12 protein-coding genes are annotated in these 17,790 nt (G+C 72.8%); 8 read left to right on the top strand and 4 right to left on the bottom strand.

All coding sequences use genetic code 11. From position 1 onward, the window contains the following. Positions 1-239, bottom strand: a 239-nt coding sequence (locus tag OO52_RS38560) for an LLM class flavin-dependent oxidoreductase (RefSeq protein ID WP_030654380.1), incomplete at its 3' end; no start/stop codon positions are given. A gap of 182 nt (positions 240-421) precedes the next feature. On the opposite strand from OO52_RS38560, the gene OO52_RS38555 reads away from it, so the two are divergent. From OO52_RS38555 to OO52_RS38535, 5 genes are all read left to right on the top strand, one after another. Then, entirely contained in the window at positions 422-1,453 is a 1,032-nt protein-coding gene (locus OO52_RS38555; RefSeq protein ID WP_030654381.1) for an LLM class flavin-dependent oxidoreductase, read from the top strand. Positions 1,454-1,472: 19 nt separating this feature from the next. Further along, positions 1,473-2,189 carry an NADPH-dependent F420 reductase gene (locus OO52_RS38550; protein ID WP_030654382.1) on the top strand — a complete coding sequence of 239 codons (717 nt, stop codon included), beginning with the start codon at positions 1,473-1,475 and terminating at the stop codon, positions 2,187-2,189. 302 nt (positions 2,190-2,491) lie between these two features. Continuing rightward, positions 2,492-4,525 (top strand): SpoIIE family protein phosphatase, encoded by a 2,034-nt coding sequence (locus OO52_RS38545; RefSeq protein ID WP_030654383.1) that lies wholly within the window; start codon positions 2,492-2,494, stop codon positions 4,523-4,525. Between the two features lie 169 nt (positions 4,526-4,694). Continuing rightward, positions 4,695-5,216: a hypothetical protein gene (locus OO52_RS38540; protein ID WP_030654385.1), complete on the top strand. Its 522-nt coding sequence runs from the start codon at positions 4,695-4,697 to the stop codon at positions 5,214-5,216. Continuing rightward, positions 5,213-8,035, top strand: coding sequence for a M48 family metalloprotease (locus OO52_RS38535; protein WP_234339900.1), 2,823 nt, complete (start codon positions 5,213-5,215; stop codon positions 8,033-8,035). Before OO52_RS38540 ends, OO52_RS38535 begins: the two co-directional genes overlap by 4 nt. A gap of 55 nt (positions 8,036-8,090) precedes the next feature. Here the strand turns inward: OO52_RS38535 and OO52_RS38530 are convergent, their stop codons facing one another. Then, the gene (locus tag OO52_RS38530; protein ID WP_030654391.1) at positions 8,091-9,815 is read right to left on the bottom strand and encodes an acyl-CoA dehydrogenase family protein; all 1,725 of its coding nucleotides are present in this window, start codon (positions 9,813-9,815) and stop codon (positions 8,091-8,093) included. Between the two features lie 84 nt (positions 9,816-9,899). After that, on the bottom strand, positions 9,900-10,475 hold the full coding sequence (locus OO52_RS38525; protein ID WP_030654394.1) for a PadR family transcriptional regulator: 576 nt from the start codon (positions 10,473-10,475) through the stop codon (positions 9,900-9,902). Between the two features lie 152 nt (positions 10,476-10,627). Between OO52_RS38525 and OO52_RS38520 the strand changes: the two genes are divergently transcribed. Further along, positions 10,628-13,000, top strand: coding sequence for a SpoIIE family protein phosphatase (locus OO52_RS38520; RefSeq protein ID WP_030654397.1), 2,373 nt, complete (start codon positions 10,628-10,630; stop codon positions 12,998-13,000). 200 nt (positions 13,001-13,200) lie between these two features. On the opposite strand, the gene OO52_RS38515 is transcribed toward OO52_RS38520, so the two are convergent. Then, positions 13,201-14,244 carry a PP2C family protein-serine/threonine phosphatase gene (locus OO52_RS38515; RefSeq protein WP_030654400.1) on the bottom strand — a complete coding sequence of 348 codons (1,044 nt, stop codon included), beginning with the start codon at positions 14,242-14,244 and terminating at the stop codon, positions 13,201-13,203. Positions 14,245-14,502: 258 nt separating this feature from the next. Between OO52_RS38515 and OO52_RS38510 the strand changes: the two genes are divergently transcribed. After that, positions 14,503-17,319 (top strand): SpoIIE family protein phosphatase/ATP-binding protein, encoded by a 2,817-nt coding sequence (locus OO52_RS38510; RefSeq protein WP_051818892.1) that lies wholly within the window; start codon positions 14,503-14,505, stop codon positions 17,317-17,319. Between the two features lie 111 nt (positions 17,320-17,430). Then, complete coding sequence (locus OO52_RS38505) at positions 17,431-17,763, top strand: putative quinol monooxygenase (protein ID WP_030654406.1); 333 nt, start codon at positions 17,431-17,433, stop codon at positions 17,761-17,763. Positions 17,764-17,790 lie beyond the last annotated feature (27 nt).

The raw sequence follows: 17,790 nt of genomic DNA, 5'->3' as shown, positions 1-17,790 counted from the left end.
GTCGACGTCGACAGCACCAGCCGCTCGGTGCGGGCGGCTATCCAGCCCAGCATCGTCGTCGGCGAGGACGGCACGAACGGCGGGTTGTGGTGCTCACCCGTCGCGAAGACGTCCAGCCCCGCTTCTTCCGCCTTCTGCGCGAGGGTGACCATCGCCTTGATCCGCTCGTGCTCGGTCGGCGTACGACCCGTGGTCGGGTCGACGGTCACATCACCGACGGTGAAGATGCCGAACTGCATCCGTCCTCCGTCCTTCCATCTGGTTGATGTATCAACTACGGCGGTACCAACAGGGTCGCCGTGCCGTGTATTCCGCTGCCGTACCGGGTCGCGGCGATGACACCCCCCGCTTAGTTGACACATCAAGCAGATGGCGTGAAGGTGGTCGGGTGCATCCACCGCGTACGAAGGAGAACTCGCCCATGTCCGACCTCGTCTTCGGCCTGGACACGTTCGGCGACGTGCCGGAGGACGACTCCGGCACCCCGGTCTCCGACGCCCGCGCCATCCGGCAGGTGCTGGACGAGGCCGTGCTCGCGGAGGAGACCGGCGTCGACGTCATCGCCCTCGGCGAGCACCACCGTCCGGAGTACGCGATCTCGACCCCGGAGACGGTGCTCGCCGGCATCGCCACGCGCACCAGCCGTATCCGTCTCTCGTCCGGCGTGACCGTGCTCAGCTCGGACGACCCGGTCCGCGTCTTCCAGCGGTTCTCGACCGTGGACGCGCTCTCGAACGGGCGGGCCGAGATCATCCTCGGGCGCGGCTCCTTCACCGAGTCGTTCCCCCTCTTCGGCTACGACCTCGCCGACTACGACGTGCTGTTCGAGGAGAAGATCGAGCTCTTCGCCAGGCTGCTGGAGGAGAAGCCGGTCACCTGGAGCGGCACCAAGCGGGCTCCGCTCGACAACGCCGACGTGTTCCCCAAGACCGAGTCCGGGCATCTGAGCACCTGGGTCGGCGTCGGCGGATCACCCCAGTCGGTCATCCGCACCGCGCACTACGGCTTCCCGCTCATGATCGCCATCATCGGCGGCGCCCCCCAGCGCTTCGCGCCGTACATCGACCTCTACCAGCGGGCCACCGCCCAGTTCGGTACGACCGCGCACCCGGTCGGCATGCACTCGCCGGGCTTCATCGCCGACACGGACGAGCAGGCCCGGGAGCTGCACTGGCCGCACTACAAGGTCATCCGTGACCGCATCGGCGCGCTGCGCGGTTGGCCGCCGGTCCGCGAGGAGGAATACGCGGCCGAGATCGAGCGCGGCTCCCTCTACATCGGTTCGCCGGAGACGGTCGCCCGCAAGATGGCCCGCGCGATCAAGGCGCTCGGCGTCGGCCGGTTCGACCTCATCTACACGACGGGCGCGCAGCCGGTCAGCGCGCGCCTGCGGGCCGTCGAGCTGTACGGCACGAAGGTCGTCCCGATGGTCCGCGACCTCCTCGCGGGCTGACACCAGGAACGGAGAAGAGATGCACACCACCGCCGTACGCACGGTCGGCATCCTGGGTGCGGGAAAGGTCGGCACCGTACTCGCGCGGCTGGCCCTGGCGGCCGGCCGTCGCGTGCTCATCGCGGGGTCGGGCGACCCGGCCAGGATCGCCCTCACCGTCGACGTCCTCACCCCCGGCGCGGTCCCGGTCACCGCCGCCGAGGCCGCGGCGGAGGCGGACGTCGTCATCCTCGCGCTGCCGCTCGGCAAGTACCGCGGCATTCCCGCCGACGCCCTGCGCGGCAAGCTCGTCGTCGACGCGATGAACTACTGGTGGGAGGTCGACGGCGTCCGCGAGGACCTGACCGACCCGCTCACCTCGTCCAGCGAGATCGTGCAGGCGTTCCTGCCCGGAGCGCGCGTGGTCAAGGCGTTCAACCACATGGGCTACCACGACCTGGAGGACGGGGCCCGGCCCGCGGGCACCCCGGGGCGCAAGGCGATCGCGATCGCCGGTGACGATCCGGACGACCTCGCCGCCGTAGCGAGCCTGGTCGACGCGTTCGGCTTCGACCCGGTCGTGGTGGGGCCGCTCGCCGAAGGGGTGCGGCTCGAACCGGGCACCGAGCCGTTCGGCGCCGACGTCGGTGCCGGGGAGCTGCGCGCGATGCTCGCCCGGTTCCCGGACTCGGAGCGCGGCCGGGCGGTGCTCGGCGCACGGGCCGCGGCCTCGGCGGCCACGGATCACGCGGCCTGACCACCGGTCGCGACCGCTCGCGTACGCGGTCCCCCGGGCCCTCGGGCCCGCACCGTTCACCCGCTCGGCCCACCCGGATGGCCGCCGTCCGGCGCACCCGCCAGGGTCTCAAGGGAGAGCCCGGTGTCCACGCCGAAGGGGCCAGTGATGCGCCGCTATCCGCCCGTCGCCGATCACGGTCTCACCGGAGACCCGCAGACCCGCGCGCCTGTCTCCCCCAGGGCCGTTCCCGGCGGGCCGTGTTCTCCCTGTTCTGCCCTCGCCGCCCGGGGCGCCGCCGGCGCGCGGGGCTAGGACCGGCGATGTCGTCGCGCCACGACAGCGGGGACCTCTCGGCGACCGTGCTGGAGGCGCTGTTCACGCAGGCGCCGATGGGGCTGTACGTGTTCGACGAGCAGTTGCGGATCGTGCGCTACAACACCGCGGGGCGCGGAGTGCGCGGACTGCCCAGCGACGCGGTGCTCGGGCGGCGGCTCGACGAGGTGGCGGAGGGCTTCCACGATCCCGAACTCCTCTCGCTCGCCCGTCAGGTGCTCACCGGAGAGGCGCGGGTGCGCAACCGCCTGATGCGCGGCCGGCCTCCCGGCGACCCGGACCAGGAGACGGTGCTCTCGGTGTCGGCCTTCCGGGTCCGTCCCGGCGGCGGCCATGTCCTGGGCGTCGCCGTCGTGGAGGACGTCTCCGCCCGGCAGCACACGGTGGACCGGCTGGACATCCTGCACGACGCCCATCACGCCATCGGCACCAGCCTGGACGTGCGGGACACGGCGGACGCGCTGGCCGAGACGGTCGTGGGCCGGTTGGCGGACGCCGTGTCGGTGGACGTGCTGGACGAGGCGGTGCGCGGCGCCGCGCTGTCCGGAGGACCGGTCGACGCCGACGTACCCCTGCGCCGGGTCGCGTTCCGCTCGGTGAGAGACCCCGCGCGGCAGGGCCCCTCCGGCACGCTCGACACCTTCCCCTTCCCCACGCCCTTCAGCCAGAGCCTGCAGGACGCCTCACCCCGGCTCGTCACCCGCCTCACGCCCAACGAGCCGTGGCTGTCCACCGATCCCGAGCGGGGCCGGCTGCTGACCGACGCGGGTGTGCACTCGCTCATCATCACCCCGCTGGTGGTGCGCGGCGTCGTCCTCGGGGTCGCCGGCTTCTACCGGTACCGCGACCCTCGGCCGTACGACGAGAACGATCTCTCCCTGGCCGAGCAGCTGGCCCAGCGTACGGCGCTCAGCATCGACAACGCCCGCAGCTACGCCCGCGAGCGCACCATCGCGACCGCCCTGCAACGCCATCTGCTGCCCCGCACCCCGCCACGGCTGACCACGGTCGACACCGCCGCCCTGCACCTGCCCGGCAGCGTGGGCGGCGGCGGGGACTGGTACGACGTCATCCCCCTCTCCGGCGGCCGGGTGGCCCTGACCGTCGGGGACGTCACCGGCAGCGGCATCGAGGTTGCGGCCGCCATGGGACGGTTGCGCACCGCCCTGACGACCCTCGCGGTCCGGGACCTGGCGCCGGACGAGCTGCTCTCCTGCCTCGACGAGACCACCGTCTCGCTCGCGCTGGACAGGGGCGAGCCGGTCACCGCGTCCTGCCTGTACGCGGTGTTCGACCCGGTGACCCGCACCTGTACGGCCGCCAGCGCGGGGCACGCGCCCCCGGTGGCCCTCGGCGCGCTCGGCGATCCCCTGGTCCTCGAACCGCCCGCCGGCCCGCTGCTCGGCACGGGTCGCGGCGGGTACGAGGCGGTGCGCGTCGAGCTGCCGGACGGCAGCCTGCTGGCGCTGTACACCAACGGTCTCGTCCGCGCGGCGGCGAACGCCCGGCAGACCCTGCTCCGCCTCCTGAGCCACCCCGACCGCCCCCTGCGCCAGCTCGCCGACGACGTGGTGTACGCCCTCCTGCCCGGCCAGAGCGAGGACGACGCCGTTCTGCTGCTCGCCCGCACCCGCGGCCTGGCCGAGGACCGGCTCGCCGAGTGGACGCTGCCCAAGGATCCGGCCGTGGTCGGCACCGCCCGCCGGCTCGCCGAACACCAGCTGTCGGCCTGGGGGTTGGAGGACCTGTCCTTCACGACCGAACTGATCGTCAGTGAACTGGTCACCAACGCCATCCGGTACGGCAGTCCGCCGATCCGGCTGCGCATGATCCGCGACCGGAGCCTGATGTGCGAGGTGTCCGACGGCAGCAGCACCGCGCCCCACCTGCGCAACGCCCGCTCCATCGACGAGGGCGGCCGAGGGCTGGCGCTCGTCGCCCAGCTCGCCGCCCGCTGGGGCACCCGGTTCGGACGCCGGGGCAAGACCATCTGGTCCGAACAGGAACTGGACGGCGGCTGAACATCCGGCGGCCGTTCCGGGCCACCGTGGCCGGCCGAGGCCGTATCCTGCCCGGCGGTTGGTGAACCGGGCGTTCCGGCAGGCGTACGGCAGGCGCCGGCGGGAAAGACCCGAACAGCGCGCCCGGTACGGGTGCGCACGGGGAACGGACGGGGGAAGGAGCGGACGCATGCGTGCGACCGTGCTGGATGTGGTGCGGGACGTCATCGAGCAACACGCGCCGGACGAAAGGCAGTTGGTCGACGACCTGGCGGGTCTGGACTACGGCGTGGTGGTACGGCGGATGCGGCGGGCGTCCTCCGGCGGACGGTCCGACCCGCTCGGCTTCGGCTTCGACGCCATCGCGGCCGTGGTCACACCCCTGGTCCTGATGGTGGTCGACGAGGCGTGCCGTGCCGCCGTCACGGACGGCACCGGACGGCTGATGAACCGGGCCGCGACCGCCCTCGGACGGCTGCGTCCGTCCGCCCGCCGCCCGGCCGCCCCGCCCGAGGTGCCCCACCTCGACGCGCGGCAACTGGCCTTCGTACGGCGGCGGGTGCGCGAGGAGGCGGTCCGGCGTGGCTTCTCCGACGCCGACGGCCTCGCGGACAGCGTGGTCGCACGGCTGGCCCTCGCGGGCACGGAAGACCCGCGCGACGACCAGCCGGGCGATGGCGGTGGCCGTCAGGAGGACGGGGCGGTCCGGTGAGCGGAGCCACGGAGGCGGCCGTGCCCCGCCCGGCGCCGGCGTCGCCGGCCCCCGACCCCGGCGTGCTGCCCGCCGGTACGTCCTTACGCTTCCTCGTCCTCGTCGTCGCGATGGCGGCGGCCACGATCGAGATGCTGACCGGCCTCCTGCGGCCGTACCCCGCCCGGAACGTCGAGTTCGTCTGCGAGTTCGCGGCGGGCTACGACCCGGGCGGCAACGTCATCGACAACGTGACGCGGAGCAACGCCCACGCGGAGGCGATCAAGGAGTGCGCCAGGGGCGCCCCCGTGACTCCGGAGTGGTACGGCCTGGCCGGCAGTGTCGTCGTCCTGCTCGTGGCCACGGCCGTGTACCTGCTGCTGCCGCGCTGGAAGCGGCGGCGGCACGGTCTGGTGCCGCTGCACGGCCGGGACCCGCGGGGCGAGATCCGGGCCGAGGTCGCCCGGCTGGCCGGGGTCGCCGGAGTGCGCGCCCTGCCCGACCTGGTGGTCGACCTGACCGCGTTCGACGCCGGCGCGAGCGTCTTCGGCCGGGCGGGCAGGCGCACCCTGCGCCTCGGCAACGGCCTGCTGCACGTCCGCCGCTCCGACCCGGCCCGCTTCCAGGCCGTGGTGCTGCACGAACTGGCCCATCTGCGCCACCGGGACGTGGACATCGCGTACGCCGTGACGGCACTCTGGCGGGCCTTCCTCACCCTGGTCGCCGTCCCGTTCGTCCTCGTGCTCGGCGGGAGCCTCGTCGCGGCGGAGTTCGGCTGGTTCATGGGCGCCGACGCCGTCTTCTGGCCCGCCTCCCGGCCGTACATGGTGCGGGAGATCGCGACCGCCGCGTTCCTGTTCCTGCTGGTCGTCCTGGCGCGCGCCGACACCCTGCGCCACCGCGAGCTGTACGCCGACCGGGGAGCCGTGGCCCTGGGCGCCGATCCCGGTGTCTGGCGGGCGGGGGCCGAGCGAGCCGGGACACAGGGCCGCCCGGCGCGGAGCGTGTCGGCGTTGTGGCGCAGTCACCCGACGTGGGCGGAGCGGCGCCGCGCGCTGGAGGACCCGGCGGCCCTGTTCGCGCTGACGGACGTGCCGTTGTTCCTGCTCGGGGCGGTGACCCTGGTCACCGGCAACGCGCTGAGCGACTGGTGGGACGCACGTCCGGCCGCCTGGCTCGTCGGGGGCCTGGCGGCTGCCCTCCTGGCGGTCGCGGTCTGGCGCGCGGCCCTGTACGCCGCGCACCGGGGCGCGCCCGGCCCCTCGGGTGTGCGGGCCGGCTCGGCGCTCGGACTCGGCCTGGTCTGCGGGGAGTTGCTGTCCGGGTCGAGCATCGGCCCGGGCTGGTGGCCCGCACACCTGGAACCCCTGCTCTTCCCGTTCCTCGGGGGCGTGGTCTACGTCTGCTGGCTGGCCGGGTGCGCCCGGCTGAGCGTGCGGGACACCTCGGGCACGCCGCGCGCGCTGCGCGCGGCGGTGCTCGTCGCGGCCGTCGCGGGGTGCGTCGTGGCGGCGGCCGGTCTCGGCTGGTGGATGGGCGCGGGCAAGCTGTGGCTGGCCGGGGACCTCTACCAGGCGGGCGGTCTGGAACAGGACATCCGCCGGATGTTCCCCGGCCCGTGGGGGACGCGGGAGCAGTACGCGGCGGTGCTGCCCTGGATCGCCTCGGTCCTCACGAGCGTGAGCGTCGCGGGCTCGACCCCCGTGGTCGCGGCGGCCGCGGTGGTGCTGTGGGTGTACCCGGCCGTCCTGCTGCTCAGGCGGCCACGGGCGACGGGGCTGCGCTCCACGCTCCTCGCCGGCCTGGCCGGGGGCCTGCTCGGTGCGGCCGCCCTGGCGGCGGTGATGGCGTACGCCCACACCTGGCGCCCTCCGCTCGGCGAGCGGGGCACGGCCTTCGGCGTCGTCTACATGTGGTGGCGGACCGTCGCCCTGTGGACCGGCGTGGCCGCGACGGCGGCCGTCGTCGCCGTGACCACCCGCACCCACCGGCTGCCCCGCGCCCTGGCCGCCGCCGGCATCGCCCAGATCCTGGCGCTGGCGGCGCAGTTCCCGCTCCAGTCCGCCGACGGCTGCCTGGGCCCGCTGCGGGTCATGGGCGACACCTGCCACTGGCTGCCCGACGCGTCCTGGTCGCTGACCGGGATCCTGGTGCAGACGGCCGCTCCGGCGATGTTCGGCGCCGCCCTGGTCGCCGCGCCCCTGGCCCGGCTGCCCCGCGCCGGGCGGCCCCCGGCGCCCGCCGGGACGGTACGGCGGTCCTGGCCGACCCGCGTCGCCGTGGGCGCCGTGGCGGTCCTGGCCGTGGCGTCGTCCGTCGTGGCCGTGCGTTCGGTGACGGGCGGCGGTGGTACGGCCCTGGCCGTGCCCGACCGTCCACCGGCCGCCGGGACCGGCGAACGGGTGCGGAGCTTCCAGTTGCTGGCCTGGTTCAAGACGAGCGGCCAGGCCGACATCGTCGCCGTGGCCTCTCGCTACACCACGTTCGCGCAGTGGTTCACGGAGTCGACGGACGCCGAGACCGGTGCCGTCGACGGTGACACCCTGCGCCCCATCTGCGCCGGCCTCGCCCGCGACGCGGCCACCGCCCGACGCCATCTGGGCGTACCCGACCCGGAGCTGGGCCGCGCGTGGTCCACGCTGCTGACCAAGAGCCGGGACGCGGCCCGCGAGTGCACGTCCGTGCTCGACGCCAGGACCGACGACGTGCAGCGCAACACGAAGATGCTGGAGGACCTCGTCGCCGCCTACCAGCAGGCGACGAGGACCGTCCCACCCCTGACGAAGCGCGTCACCACCGCGCTGGAGCAGTGGCCGCAGTGGAAAGGGAAGACCGGCTGACCAGCCCGCCCCTACCGGCGGCCCCCGTAAGGCCCCGGCGATGCGTACGGCGGGTCTACGGGGCCATCTCGTACGCGCCGGACAGTGTCTCGACCCGCTGCCAGACCCGCTCCGTGCGTGCCTCGTCGACGACCGGCCGCCGGATCGAACCCAGCGCCCAGCCCTGCTGCTGTTCGGTCGCCGAGTCCTTGCCGTGCAGTTCGACGGCGTGCGCGGAGAAGTCCCGCACGAGGACGGCGAAGAGTTCGTCGAGCACGTCCTCGTCGAGTCCGGTCAGGGCGACCTGTTCCAGGACGAGCTGCGCGTGCACGACGAGGGCGAAGAGCTGACCGACCGCGAGGACGAGGTCGAGGTCGCGGCTCTGCTCCGCGTCGGGGGCGGCCGTGGCGACGAACGCGCGGAGGGCGTCGGCCTGTTCGCGGAAGCGGCTGACGTTGGGCAGGTGCGCGTACGCGTCGAAGGCGGGCCGCCAGTCGTGGAAGCGCACCGCGCCGAGGCCGCGGGCCGGCCCCTGCCGGAACAGGAACTCGTCGTCGGCCGCGTCGAGGCGGGTCGGTACCCCGGGGTGGTCGACCGGGTCGAGGAGGTGGCTGCGCAGGAACTTCAGGATCAGCGCCAGGTTGACGTGGACCGTGCCCTCCAGCTTCGGCAGGCCGCGGATCTCCACGGCCGCCTGGCCGAAGTAGTTGTCCTTCTCGAAGCCCTTGGCCGCGATGACGTCCCACATCAGGTCGATGACCTTCTCACCCTCCGTGGTCACCTTCATCTTCGTCATCGGGTTGAAGAGCAGGTAGCGGCGGTCGTCCGGGCCGGCGGAACGGAAGTAGTCGACAGCGCGGTCGCTGAACAGCTTCATGCCGACGAGCCTGACGTACGCGTCGGTCAGCTCCCGCCGCACGTGCGGGAAGCTGGTCACGGGGCGGCCGTAGAGGATGCGGTTGTGGGCGTGGGTGACGGCCTCGTACATCGCGTGCTCGCAGATGCCGATCGACGCGGTGCACAGGTTGAACTTGCCCACGTTGACCGTGTTGAGGGCGGCGTCGAAGGCGGCGCGGCCGGTGTGCAGGACGTCCTCGGCCGCTACGGGATAGTCCTCCAGGCGGAACTCGCTGACGAACTTCGAGGAGTCGACGACGTTCTTGACCAGGTGGTAGGCCGGGTGACGGCTGTCGGCGGCGAAGAACACGTAGCCGTCGGGACCCTCGACGTCGGTACGGCGGCCGAAGACGGAGACGAGCCCGGCGGCGTTGCCGTTGCCGATGTAGTACTTGGAGCCGGTGGCGCGGAAGCCGCCGTCGCCGTCGGGCTCCAGCAGCATGTCGGTGGAGTAGATGTCGGCGCCGTGGGCCTTCTCGGACAGGCCGAACGCGAACACCTCACCCTGGGCGAGGAGTTCGGCGGCGCGGGTGCGGGCGGCGGCGTTGCCGCTCTGCCAGACCGGGCCGAGACCGAGGATCGTGACCTGCCAGACGTACCAGTAGTCGAGGCCGTAGAAGCCCAGGATCTCGTTGAGCGCGGCGATCCGGGCGGTGTCCCAGCGCTTGTCCGGTGCCCCCTCCCCCGCGACGGACGACGGTGTCAGGAAGGTGGCGAACAGGTTCTCCTTCGCCGCGAAGGCGAGGAAGTCGCCGAGCCAGGCGCGGGTCCGGTAGTCCTCGATCAGCCGCCTCTTCCCGCGCTCCTCGAACCAGTCGACGGTGGCGCGCAGCAAGCGGCGCGTCTCGGGGTCGAAGTGCGCGGGGTCGTAGGTGCGCGGGTTGAACAGCAGTTGGTCAGCCATGGGGATGACGCCTTTCGGCTGGTGGACAGGGAGGGTCGGGAGGTCTGACGGGTGGACCGGCCGGGTCGTGAGGTACGGCGGCGATCAGCGGCCCGGACCGAGCCGGGCCAGCGTGGCCAGGACGTCGTCCAGCCAGTCGATCATCATCCGCTCGTACGCGATGCCGCCGCGCAGGACGACGTGCTGGAGCTCTCGCTCCGGGTCCAGCGGCACCCGGGGGCCGGCCGCGCCCGCCTCGGGCGCCGGGAAGTCCCGCGCCTCTCCCGCCAGATAGTGCGCGAGCCGGTCCCGGTGGGCCTGGCGGTGCCGCTCCACCTCGTGGATCAGGGCGGCCGGGTCGTCGTCGAAGGCGGCGCCCCGGATCTTCACGGCCAGATCGTGGCGGACGCTCTCCGGCTCGGTCGGATCGTGCAACCAGGAGGTCAGCGCGGCCCGGCCGAGGTCGGCGACGGAGTACTCCTTCTTGTCCGGCCGGCCCTGCTGCGGGACGTCCCGTACGTCGACCCAGCCGTCGTTCTCCATGCGCTTGAGCACGCGGTAGATCTGCTGGTGGGTGGCGGTCCAGAAGTAGCCGATGGACCGTTCGAAGCGCCGGGCCAGCTCGTAGCCGGAGCCCGGCTTCTCCAGGAGCGACACCAGGATCGCGTGTTCGACCGCCATGACGCCGATCCTCCTATGCAACTCGTTGCATAGCAAGGTTCCTCCGCCCCGGTGCGACGCGGCTCACCCCGCCAACAGGCGGCCGTCGTGCGTGCGGTTGTCGTCCGTGGCCGGGCACGCGATGCTGAGGGAGCACGGAGGGAAGCGGTGCCATGGATCGTTTTCCGAATGCCGCCAACGTCGATTTCCACAGCCCCCTGGACCTCTCCAAGGCCGGCGTCGCGGTACTGGACGCCGAAGGCCGCGTTTCCGGATGGGGATCCTCGGCCCAGCGCCTGCTCGGCCACTCCCCCGAGGACGTGCTCGGGCAGCCCGCTGCCCGGCTGCTGGCAGCGACCTCCGGGCAGCGGCTGTCCGCCCTCTGCAAGGGGCGCAAGCCGCGCTGCACCGTCCTGGACCTCTGCTGCCGGGACGGACGTACGCTGCGCACGGCCGTGACGTTCGGTCCGCTCGCGCACCGGGGCGCCGCCGCGACCGTCGTGGTCGCGGCCGACCTGGACACGTTGCGCGGCTGGGAGGCGCAGCTCGCGATGTTGCAGGGGCTGGCGACGGAGTCCGCCGTGGGTCTGACGATCTTCGACACCGACATGCGCGTCGTCTGGGGGAACGTCTCCACCGATCTGGAACTGGCGGGGATCGCCCAGTACATCGGCCGACCGGCCGCGGATCTCTTCCCGGAAGGCGAGTTCATCTCCCGGCACCACCCTCCGGACGAAGACCAGATCATGGAACACGTGCTGACGACGGGCGAACCGATCATGGGCATGCACTATCGCGGGCGTGCCCCCGCCGACCCGGTGCGCGAGCACGTCTGGTCCTGCTCGTACCACCGGCTGGTGGACGCCCGGGGCGAACTGCTGGGGCTCTTCGAGGAGTCCCTCGACATCACCGACCGCTACCGCGCCCAGGAACGACTGTCGCTGCTCGTACGGGCGGGAAAGCGCATCGGTGCCTCGCTGGACGTGCGTCGTACGGCCGCGGAGCTCGCGGACGTGGCGGTTCCGCAGCTCGCCGACGAGGTGCTGGTGGACCTGCCGCCGGCGGTCATCGAGGGGCGGCAGCCGCCCACGGGCTCGGCGCCGGGGCACAGTCTGCTGCGGATGCACGGCCGGACACCGGAAGAGTTCCGGACCACTCCCGTCTCCTACCCGCCCTCGTCACCGCAGGCGCAGAGCCTGGCCACCAACCGTCCCGTCGTCGACGCCTGCCCGTCCGGGACACCGGGCGGGCCGGGATCGGCCGCCTCGCACTCCTGCCTCTTCGTCCCGCTGCTCACCCGCAACGCGGTCCTGGGCCTCGCCACCTTCCGGCGCAGCAGCAACCCCGACCGCTTCGGGCCCGAGGAGCAGACGCTCGCGGTGGAACTGGCCGAGCGAGCCGCCGTCGGCATCGACAACGCCCGCCGCTACACCAGCCAGCACGCGGCAGCCCTGGTGCTCCAGCGAAGCCTGCTGCCACAGCACCTGCCCGAGCAGAGCGCGGTCGACGTGGCGTACCGCTACCTGCCCGCCGACAGCCGCGTGGGAGTGGGCGGCGACTGGTTCGACCTGATCCCGCTGTCCGGCGCCAGAGTGGGTCTGACCGTCGGTGACGTGGTGGGCCACGGGGTCCACGCGGCCGCGACCATGGGCCGGCTGCGCGCCACCGTACGGACCCTGGCCCTGCTGGACCTGGACCCGGCCGAGCTGCTCACCCGGCTGGACGGCCTGGTCGCGCAGGACTCGGAAACCGATGCCGACGACGGGCTGGGCGACGCGACGCTCGGGGTGACCTGCCTGTACGCCATCTACGACCCGGTCAGCGGCCGGTGCGTCTGGGCGAGCGCGGGCCATCCCCCGCCGATCGTGGCCGATGCGAACGGCTCGGTCGCCCTGTCCGCGCTGGCACCGGGGCCGCCCCTGGGGCTGGGCGGCCTGCCCTACGAGAACGTCGAGCTGAGCCTGTCCAGCGGCAGCGTCGTGGCGTTCTTCACCGACGGAGTCGTGGAGGACCGGCACACCGACATCGACAGCGGAATCGACAGCCTGGCCCACGTACTCACCTGGCAGCGGTGCCCGCTGGAGGAACTGTGCGACCGCGCGCTGTCGGCCCGGCCGCCCGGCCCGCAGACGGACGACGCCACGCTGCTGCTCGTCCGCACCCGGCGGCTCGGCGCCGACCGTGTGGCGGACCTTGAGCTGCCGCCGGACCCCGCCATGGTGGCGCACGCCCGCACGGACACCGAGCGCCAGTTGACGGACTGGGGCCTGTCCGACCTGTCGTTCAACGCGGCACTCGTGGTGAGCGAGCTGGTCACCAACAGCATCCGGTACGCCACCGGCCCCGTCATGCTGAGGCTGATCAGGGACCGCTGCCTGCTGTGCGAGGTGTCCGACAACGCGCACACGGCACCCCACCTGCGGCGAGCGCGCCGGGACGACGAAGGGGGCCGCGGTCTCTTCCTCGTCGCCCAGATGTCCCAGCGCTGGGGCACGCGCTACACCGCGTCCGGGAAGACCATCTGGGCCGAGCTGGCGATTCCGTAGGAGCGCCTTGCCGCGGGCTGACGCACCGGAACGCAGGCCGCCGTACGACGCCGTGGTGATCGCGTCCCCGGGGGGCCGGCTCCCGGCCGGCGGCGTCACCGGTCGAGCCGGCTCGCCGGACGCCCGTGACCGGCCGTACGGAAGGCCCGTCGAGACCCCGCGCCGAGGACGGACGCCGCCGCGCCACGGCACGTGGCCACCTACGCGGGGCGGTCCTGAGCCTCCGGGCGCCCGCAGCGGACGGCGACGGCCGCGATGTCGTCGTCGAGCCTTCCGCCGCTGTAGTGGAGCAGGTCGCGGTGAAGCCGGTCCAGCAGCTCCCGGGGCGCCGCCGGGCCGAGCTGCCGCATCCACTCCGGTAGCGGGAAGAACGCGCCGGCGCGGTCCCGGGTCTCCGTCACGCCGTCGGTGTAGAGCAGCATCTGGTCGCCCGGGGTGAAGGCGATGGTGTCGATGTTGTAGTCGTCTCCGAGGAGCGTCGCGAGGTTGAGGGGCGGCGAGGGGGCGGTGGGTTCGAGGACGCGGATCTCTCCGCCCCGTATCAGCAAGGGCGGGGGGTGCCCGCAGTTGAGGATCTTCACCTGTCCGGCGCCGTACCGGATCTCGGCGATCAGAGCGGTGGCGAAGTGCTCAGGCTGATCCGGGTCGAGGATCGCCACGCTGTAGCGGCCGATGCTGGCCTCCAGGCGGTGGATGATGCCTCTGAGGTCGGGCTGGTCGTACGCGTTCTCCCGGAAGCAGTTGATCACCGCCGAGGCGGCCCCCACCGCCGACAGCCCCTTACCGCGCACGTCACCGATGAGCAGCCGGACCCCGTAGGGCGTGTCGGCCACTTCGTAGAAGTCGCCCCCGATCCGGGCCTGCTCCTGGGCCGCGAGGTACAGCGACTCGATCTCGACGTCCTTGACCCGGCGCGGCAACGGGCGCAGCAGCACCTTCTGCGCCGCGTCCGCCACGAGCCGGACCTGGAAGAGCGTCTCCTCCCGCTGGAGTCTGAGATGGCTCGTATAGGCGGCCGCCAGGGTGACCGCGACGATCGCAGCCGCCGTGTACGGCGTTCCCAGGTCGGTGTAGACGAGGCTGAGCCCGCTCATGACCAGCAGACAGAACGCCCCCAGCAGGATCGTCGGCACCACGGGCCACATGGCGGCGGCGAGGGCGGGTGCGGCGGGCAGGAGGCGGCTGAAGGCGATCTCCCTGGGAGTGGCGAAGGCCAGGCCCGAGACGAGGACGGTGAGAATCACGGGCGACAGCACGACCGTTGCGCGTCGGCCACCGTAGGGAGGGCGATGACGCCGCGGCCGTCCTTTCCTGATCACCAAAGTATCTTATCGGGGCATATCGGGCTTCGTTCCGTGCGACGGCATGGGCCCGGGCGTGCCGACCGGCCACGCCGCCTCCCGGGCCGTGCGGCGGCAGCCGCGCGACGGGCTCGACCGGGGTCGGCCGCCGCGCAGCGGTGCCGTCGGCCGGCTGTCCCGCAGTGGTGCTATCAAGGGTGTATGGAGGTATTTTCCGGGCGTCCTCGGAGCCCGGAACGTCATCCGCCCGGCGGACACCCGCGTGAACGTCGCGCTTCCCTGCTGAACCTGCGCAGTGCGGCCGGTCAGGTGTTCCTTCTGCAGGTCGTCATCGTGGTCCTGCTGGTGGTGGCCGCGGTGGTGGGCATGATGCTCCAGGCGGCGCGTGACGCCCTGCAGCAGGGGCGGCGGGAGTCGGTCATCGCGGCCCAGTCCTTCGCGAGTGCCCCCGGCACGGCCGCGGCTCTGCGGAGCCGGGACCCGTCGGCGGTGCTCCAGCCTCGGGCCGAGGCGGCGCGCAAGCGCGCGGGCGTGGATTTCATCGTGGTGATGAGCACGACGGGGATCCGTTACACGTACCCCTATCCGCGGGAGATCGGGAAGAAGTTCGTCGGCACCATCGAACCGGCGTTGAAAGGCCGTACCGTCGTCGAGCAGGCCGGCGGGCCGCCGCTGCCCGCGGGCAAGGGGACGGACGTGCAGGCCGTGGTCCCGGTGACCGATTCGCGCGGCAAGGTGGTCGGCCTGGTCTCCGCCGGGCTCACGGTCAGGAACGTGGCGGCCCTGTGGCTGCCGCAGCTACCGATCATCCTGGGCAGCGGCGCGGCCGCGCTGGCGCTGGCCACGGCGGGAACGACGCTGGTGTCCCGGCGGCTTCGGCGGCACACGCACGGCTTGTCCCCGGTGGAGCTGGCGCGGTTGTACGACCACCACGACGCGGTCCTGCACGCGGTGCGGGAGGGCGTGCTGATCACCACTGCCGACGGACGACTGCTGCTGGCGAACGACGAGGCGACGCGGCTGCTCGGGCTGCCGGAGGACGTGCACGGGCGTCCGGTGCGGGAGCTGGGGCTGCCGGAGCCGGTCATGCGCCTGCTGGCGTCGCCGGAGGCGGTCACCGACGAGGTGTACCGCGCGGGGAACCGGTTGCTGGCGGTGAACAAGCGGCCGACGTTCCCTCGGGCCGACCGGGGCGGCAGCGTGGTGACCCTGCGGGACACCACGGAACTGGCGGCGGTCTCGGGGCGTGCCGAGGTCACGCGGGAGCGGCTGGATCTGCTGTACGAGGCAGGGGTGGGGATCGGCACGACGCTGGACGTGGGGCGTACGGCCCAGGAACTGGCCGAGGTGGCCGCGCCGCAGTTCGCCGACCTGGTGACGGTGGATCTGCTCGACGCGGTGCTGCGGGGGTGGGAGCCGACCGCGGAGGGCTGGCGGCATCTGCGCCGGACGGCGATCGGCGGCGCACAGCCGATGATCCCGGTGTATCCGCTGGGCGAAGTGATCACCTTCTCGGCCCGCAGCCCCCAGATGCGGACGCTGCGGGAGGGGCGGGGCGTGCTGGAGGCGGACCTGCGGCAGGCCCGCGGCTGGCGGGAACAGGATCCGGAGCGCGCCCGGACGGCCCTGGAGTGCGGGCTGCGGTCGCTGGTGACCGTGCCGCTGCGGGCGCGGCACGTAGCCCTGGGCGTGGTGAACTTCTACCGGACCGCTGATTCCCCGGCGTTCGAGCCGGACGACCTCACCTTCGCGGAGGAACTGGCCGTACGGGCGGCGGTGGCCATCGACAACGCGCGGAGGTTCACCCGGGAGCACGCGATGGCGGTGACGCTGCAACGCAGTCTGCTGCCGCGGGGGCAACCGCAGCAGGACGCGCTGGAGGTGGCCTGGCGGTACCTGCCGGCGGAGGCCGGGGTGGGCGGGGACTGGTTCGACGTCATCCCGCTCACCGGGGCTCGTGTCGCCCTGGTGATGGGCGACGTCGTCGGACGCGGCCTGCACGCGGCGGCGACGATGGGGCGGCTGCGCACCGCGGTGCACAACTTCGCCGTCCTGGACCTGCCCGTGGACGAGGTGCTCGGGAACCTGGACGACCTGGTCGTCCGCATGGACGACGAGGAGCTCACGGGTGGTGCCGCGGAAGACCACGAGGGCGAGGGCGTGACCGGAGCGACCTGTCTCTACGCGGTCTACGACCCGGTGGTGGGGGTCTGCACCATGGCCCGTGCGGGACACCCGGAACCGGTGGTGGTGCGCCCGGACGGGACGGTCACCTGTGCCGGGGTGCCGGCCTCGGCGCCCCTCGGTCTGGGCGGCTACCCGTTCGAGACCGCCGAGCTGTCCCTGCCGGAGGGCTCGCAACTGGTGCTGTACACCGACGGTCTGGTGGAGGACCGCACCCAGGACATCGACGTCGGGCTGGAGAGGCTGCGCCGGGCGTTGGACGGGTCCGGGAGCCGCACCCCGGAGGAGACCTGCCAGGCGGTGATCGACGCGCTGAAGCCGTCGCACTCCTGCGACGACATCGCGCTGCTCACGGCACGTACCCGGACGTTCCCGCCCTCACGCGTGGCCGAGTGGGACGTCCCGCCGGACCCGGCGCTGGTTCCCTCGGTGCGGGCGCGCTGCCGGGAGACGTTGCGGAAGTGGGGGCTGGAGGAGACCGGCTTCGCCACGGAACTGATCGTCAGCGAACTGGTCACGAACGCGATCCGGTACGGCTCGCCGCCGGTGGGTGTGCGGCTGCTGCACGGACGCTGCCTCATCTGCGAGGTCTCGGACGGCAGCGGCACCTCGCCGCGGCTGCGGCGGGCGGCGACCACGGACGAAGGCGGGCGCGGGCTGTTCCTGGTGGCACAGTTCGCCCAGCGGTGGGGGACGCGGTACACGACCCACGGCAAGGTCATCTGGGCGGAACAGGTGCTTGCCGACGGTACTTCCGCCGCGTCGCGCCTCGCACCGGTCGACTTCCTCCTCGACCAGTTCGACCTCGACCAGTTCGACGATCCCGGCTTGTGAGCCGACGTGGACGCGTCCTCGCTCCCGGGCGGTCTCGGCGCGTCGGCCGCTCCGTCGGTGGCGACCACACGGACCATGGACGCACATGACACGACCGTCGAGGAGCTTGGAATGATCTTCATCACCGCGAAGTTCCGGGTGCTGCCGGAGCATGCCGACCAGTGGCCGGAGATCACGGCCGCATTCACCGAGGCGACGCGTGCCGAACCGGGTTGCCTGTGGTTCGACTGGTCCCGCGGTGTCGACGATCCGACCGAGTACGTGCTCGTCGAGGCGTTCCGCGACGAGGACGCGGGTGCCGCGCACGTCCGTTCCCCGCACTTCCGCGACGCGCAGCAGACCCTGCCGCCGCACCTCGCCGAGACGCCGCGCATCGTCAACATGACGCTGCCGCAGGAGGACTGGTCCCTGCTCGCGGAGATGGCGGTACAGGACCGGGGCTGAATTCGCGTCGAGGAGTCCGGGCGGGGC

The organism is Streptomyces flaveolus (assembly GCF_000716535.1).
Taxonomy (GTDB): Bacteria; Actinomycetota; Actinomycetes; order Streptomycetales; family Streptomycetaceae; genus Streptomyces; species Streptomyces flaveolus_A.
Note: the sequence above shows the minus strand (reverse complement) of the source record. Positions and strands in the feature narration are given on the sequence as shown.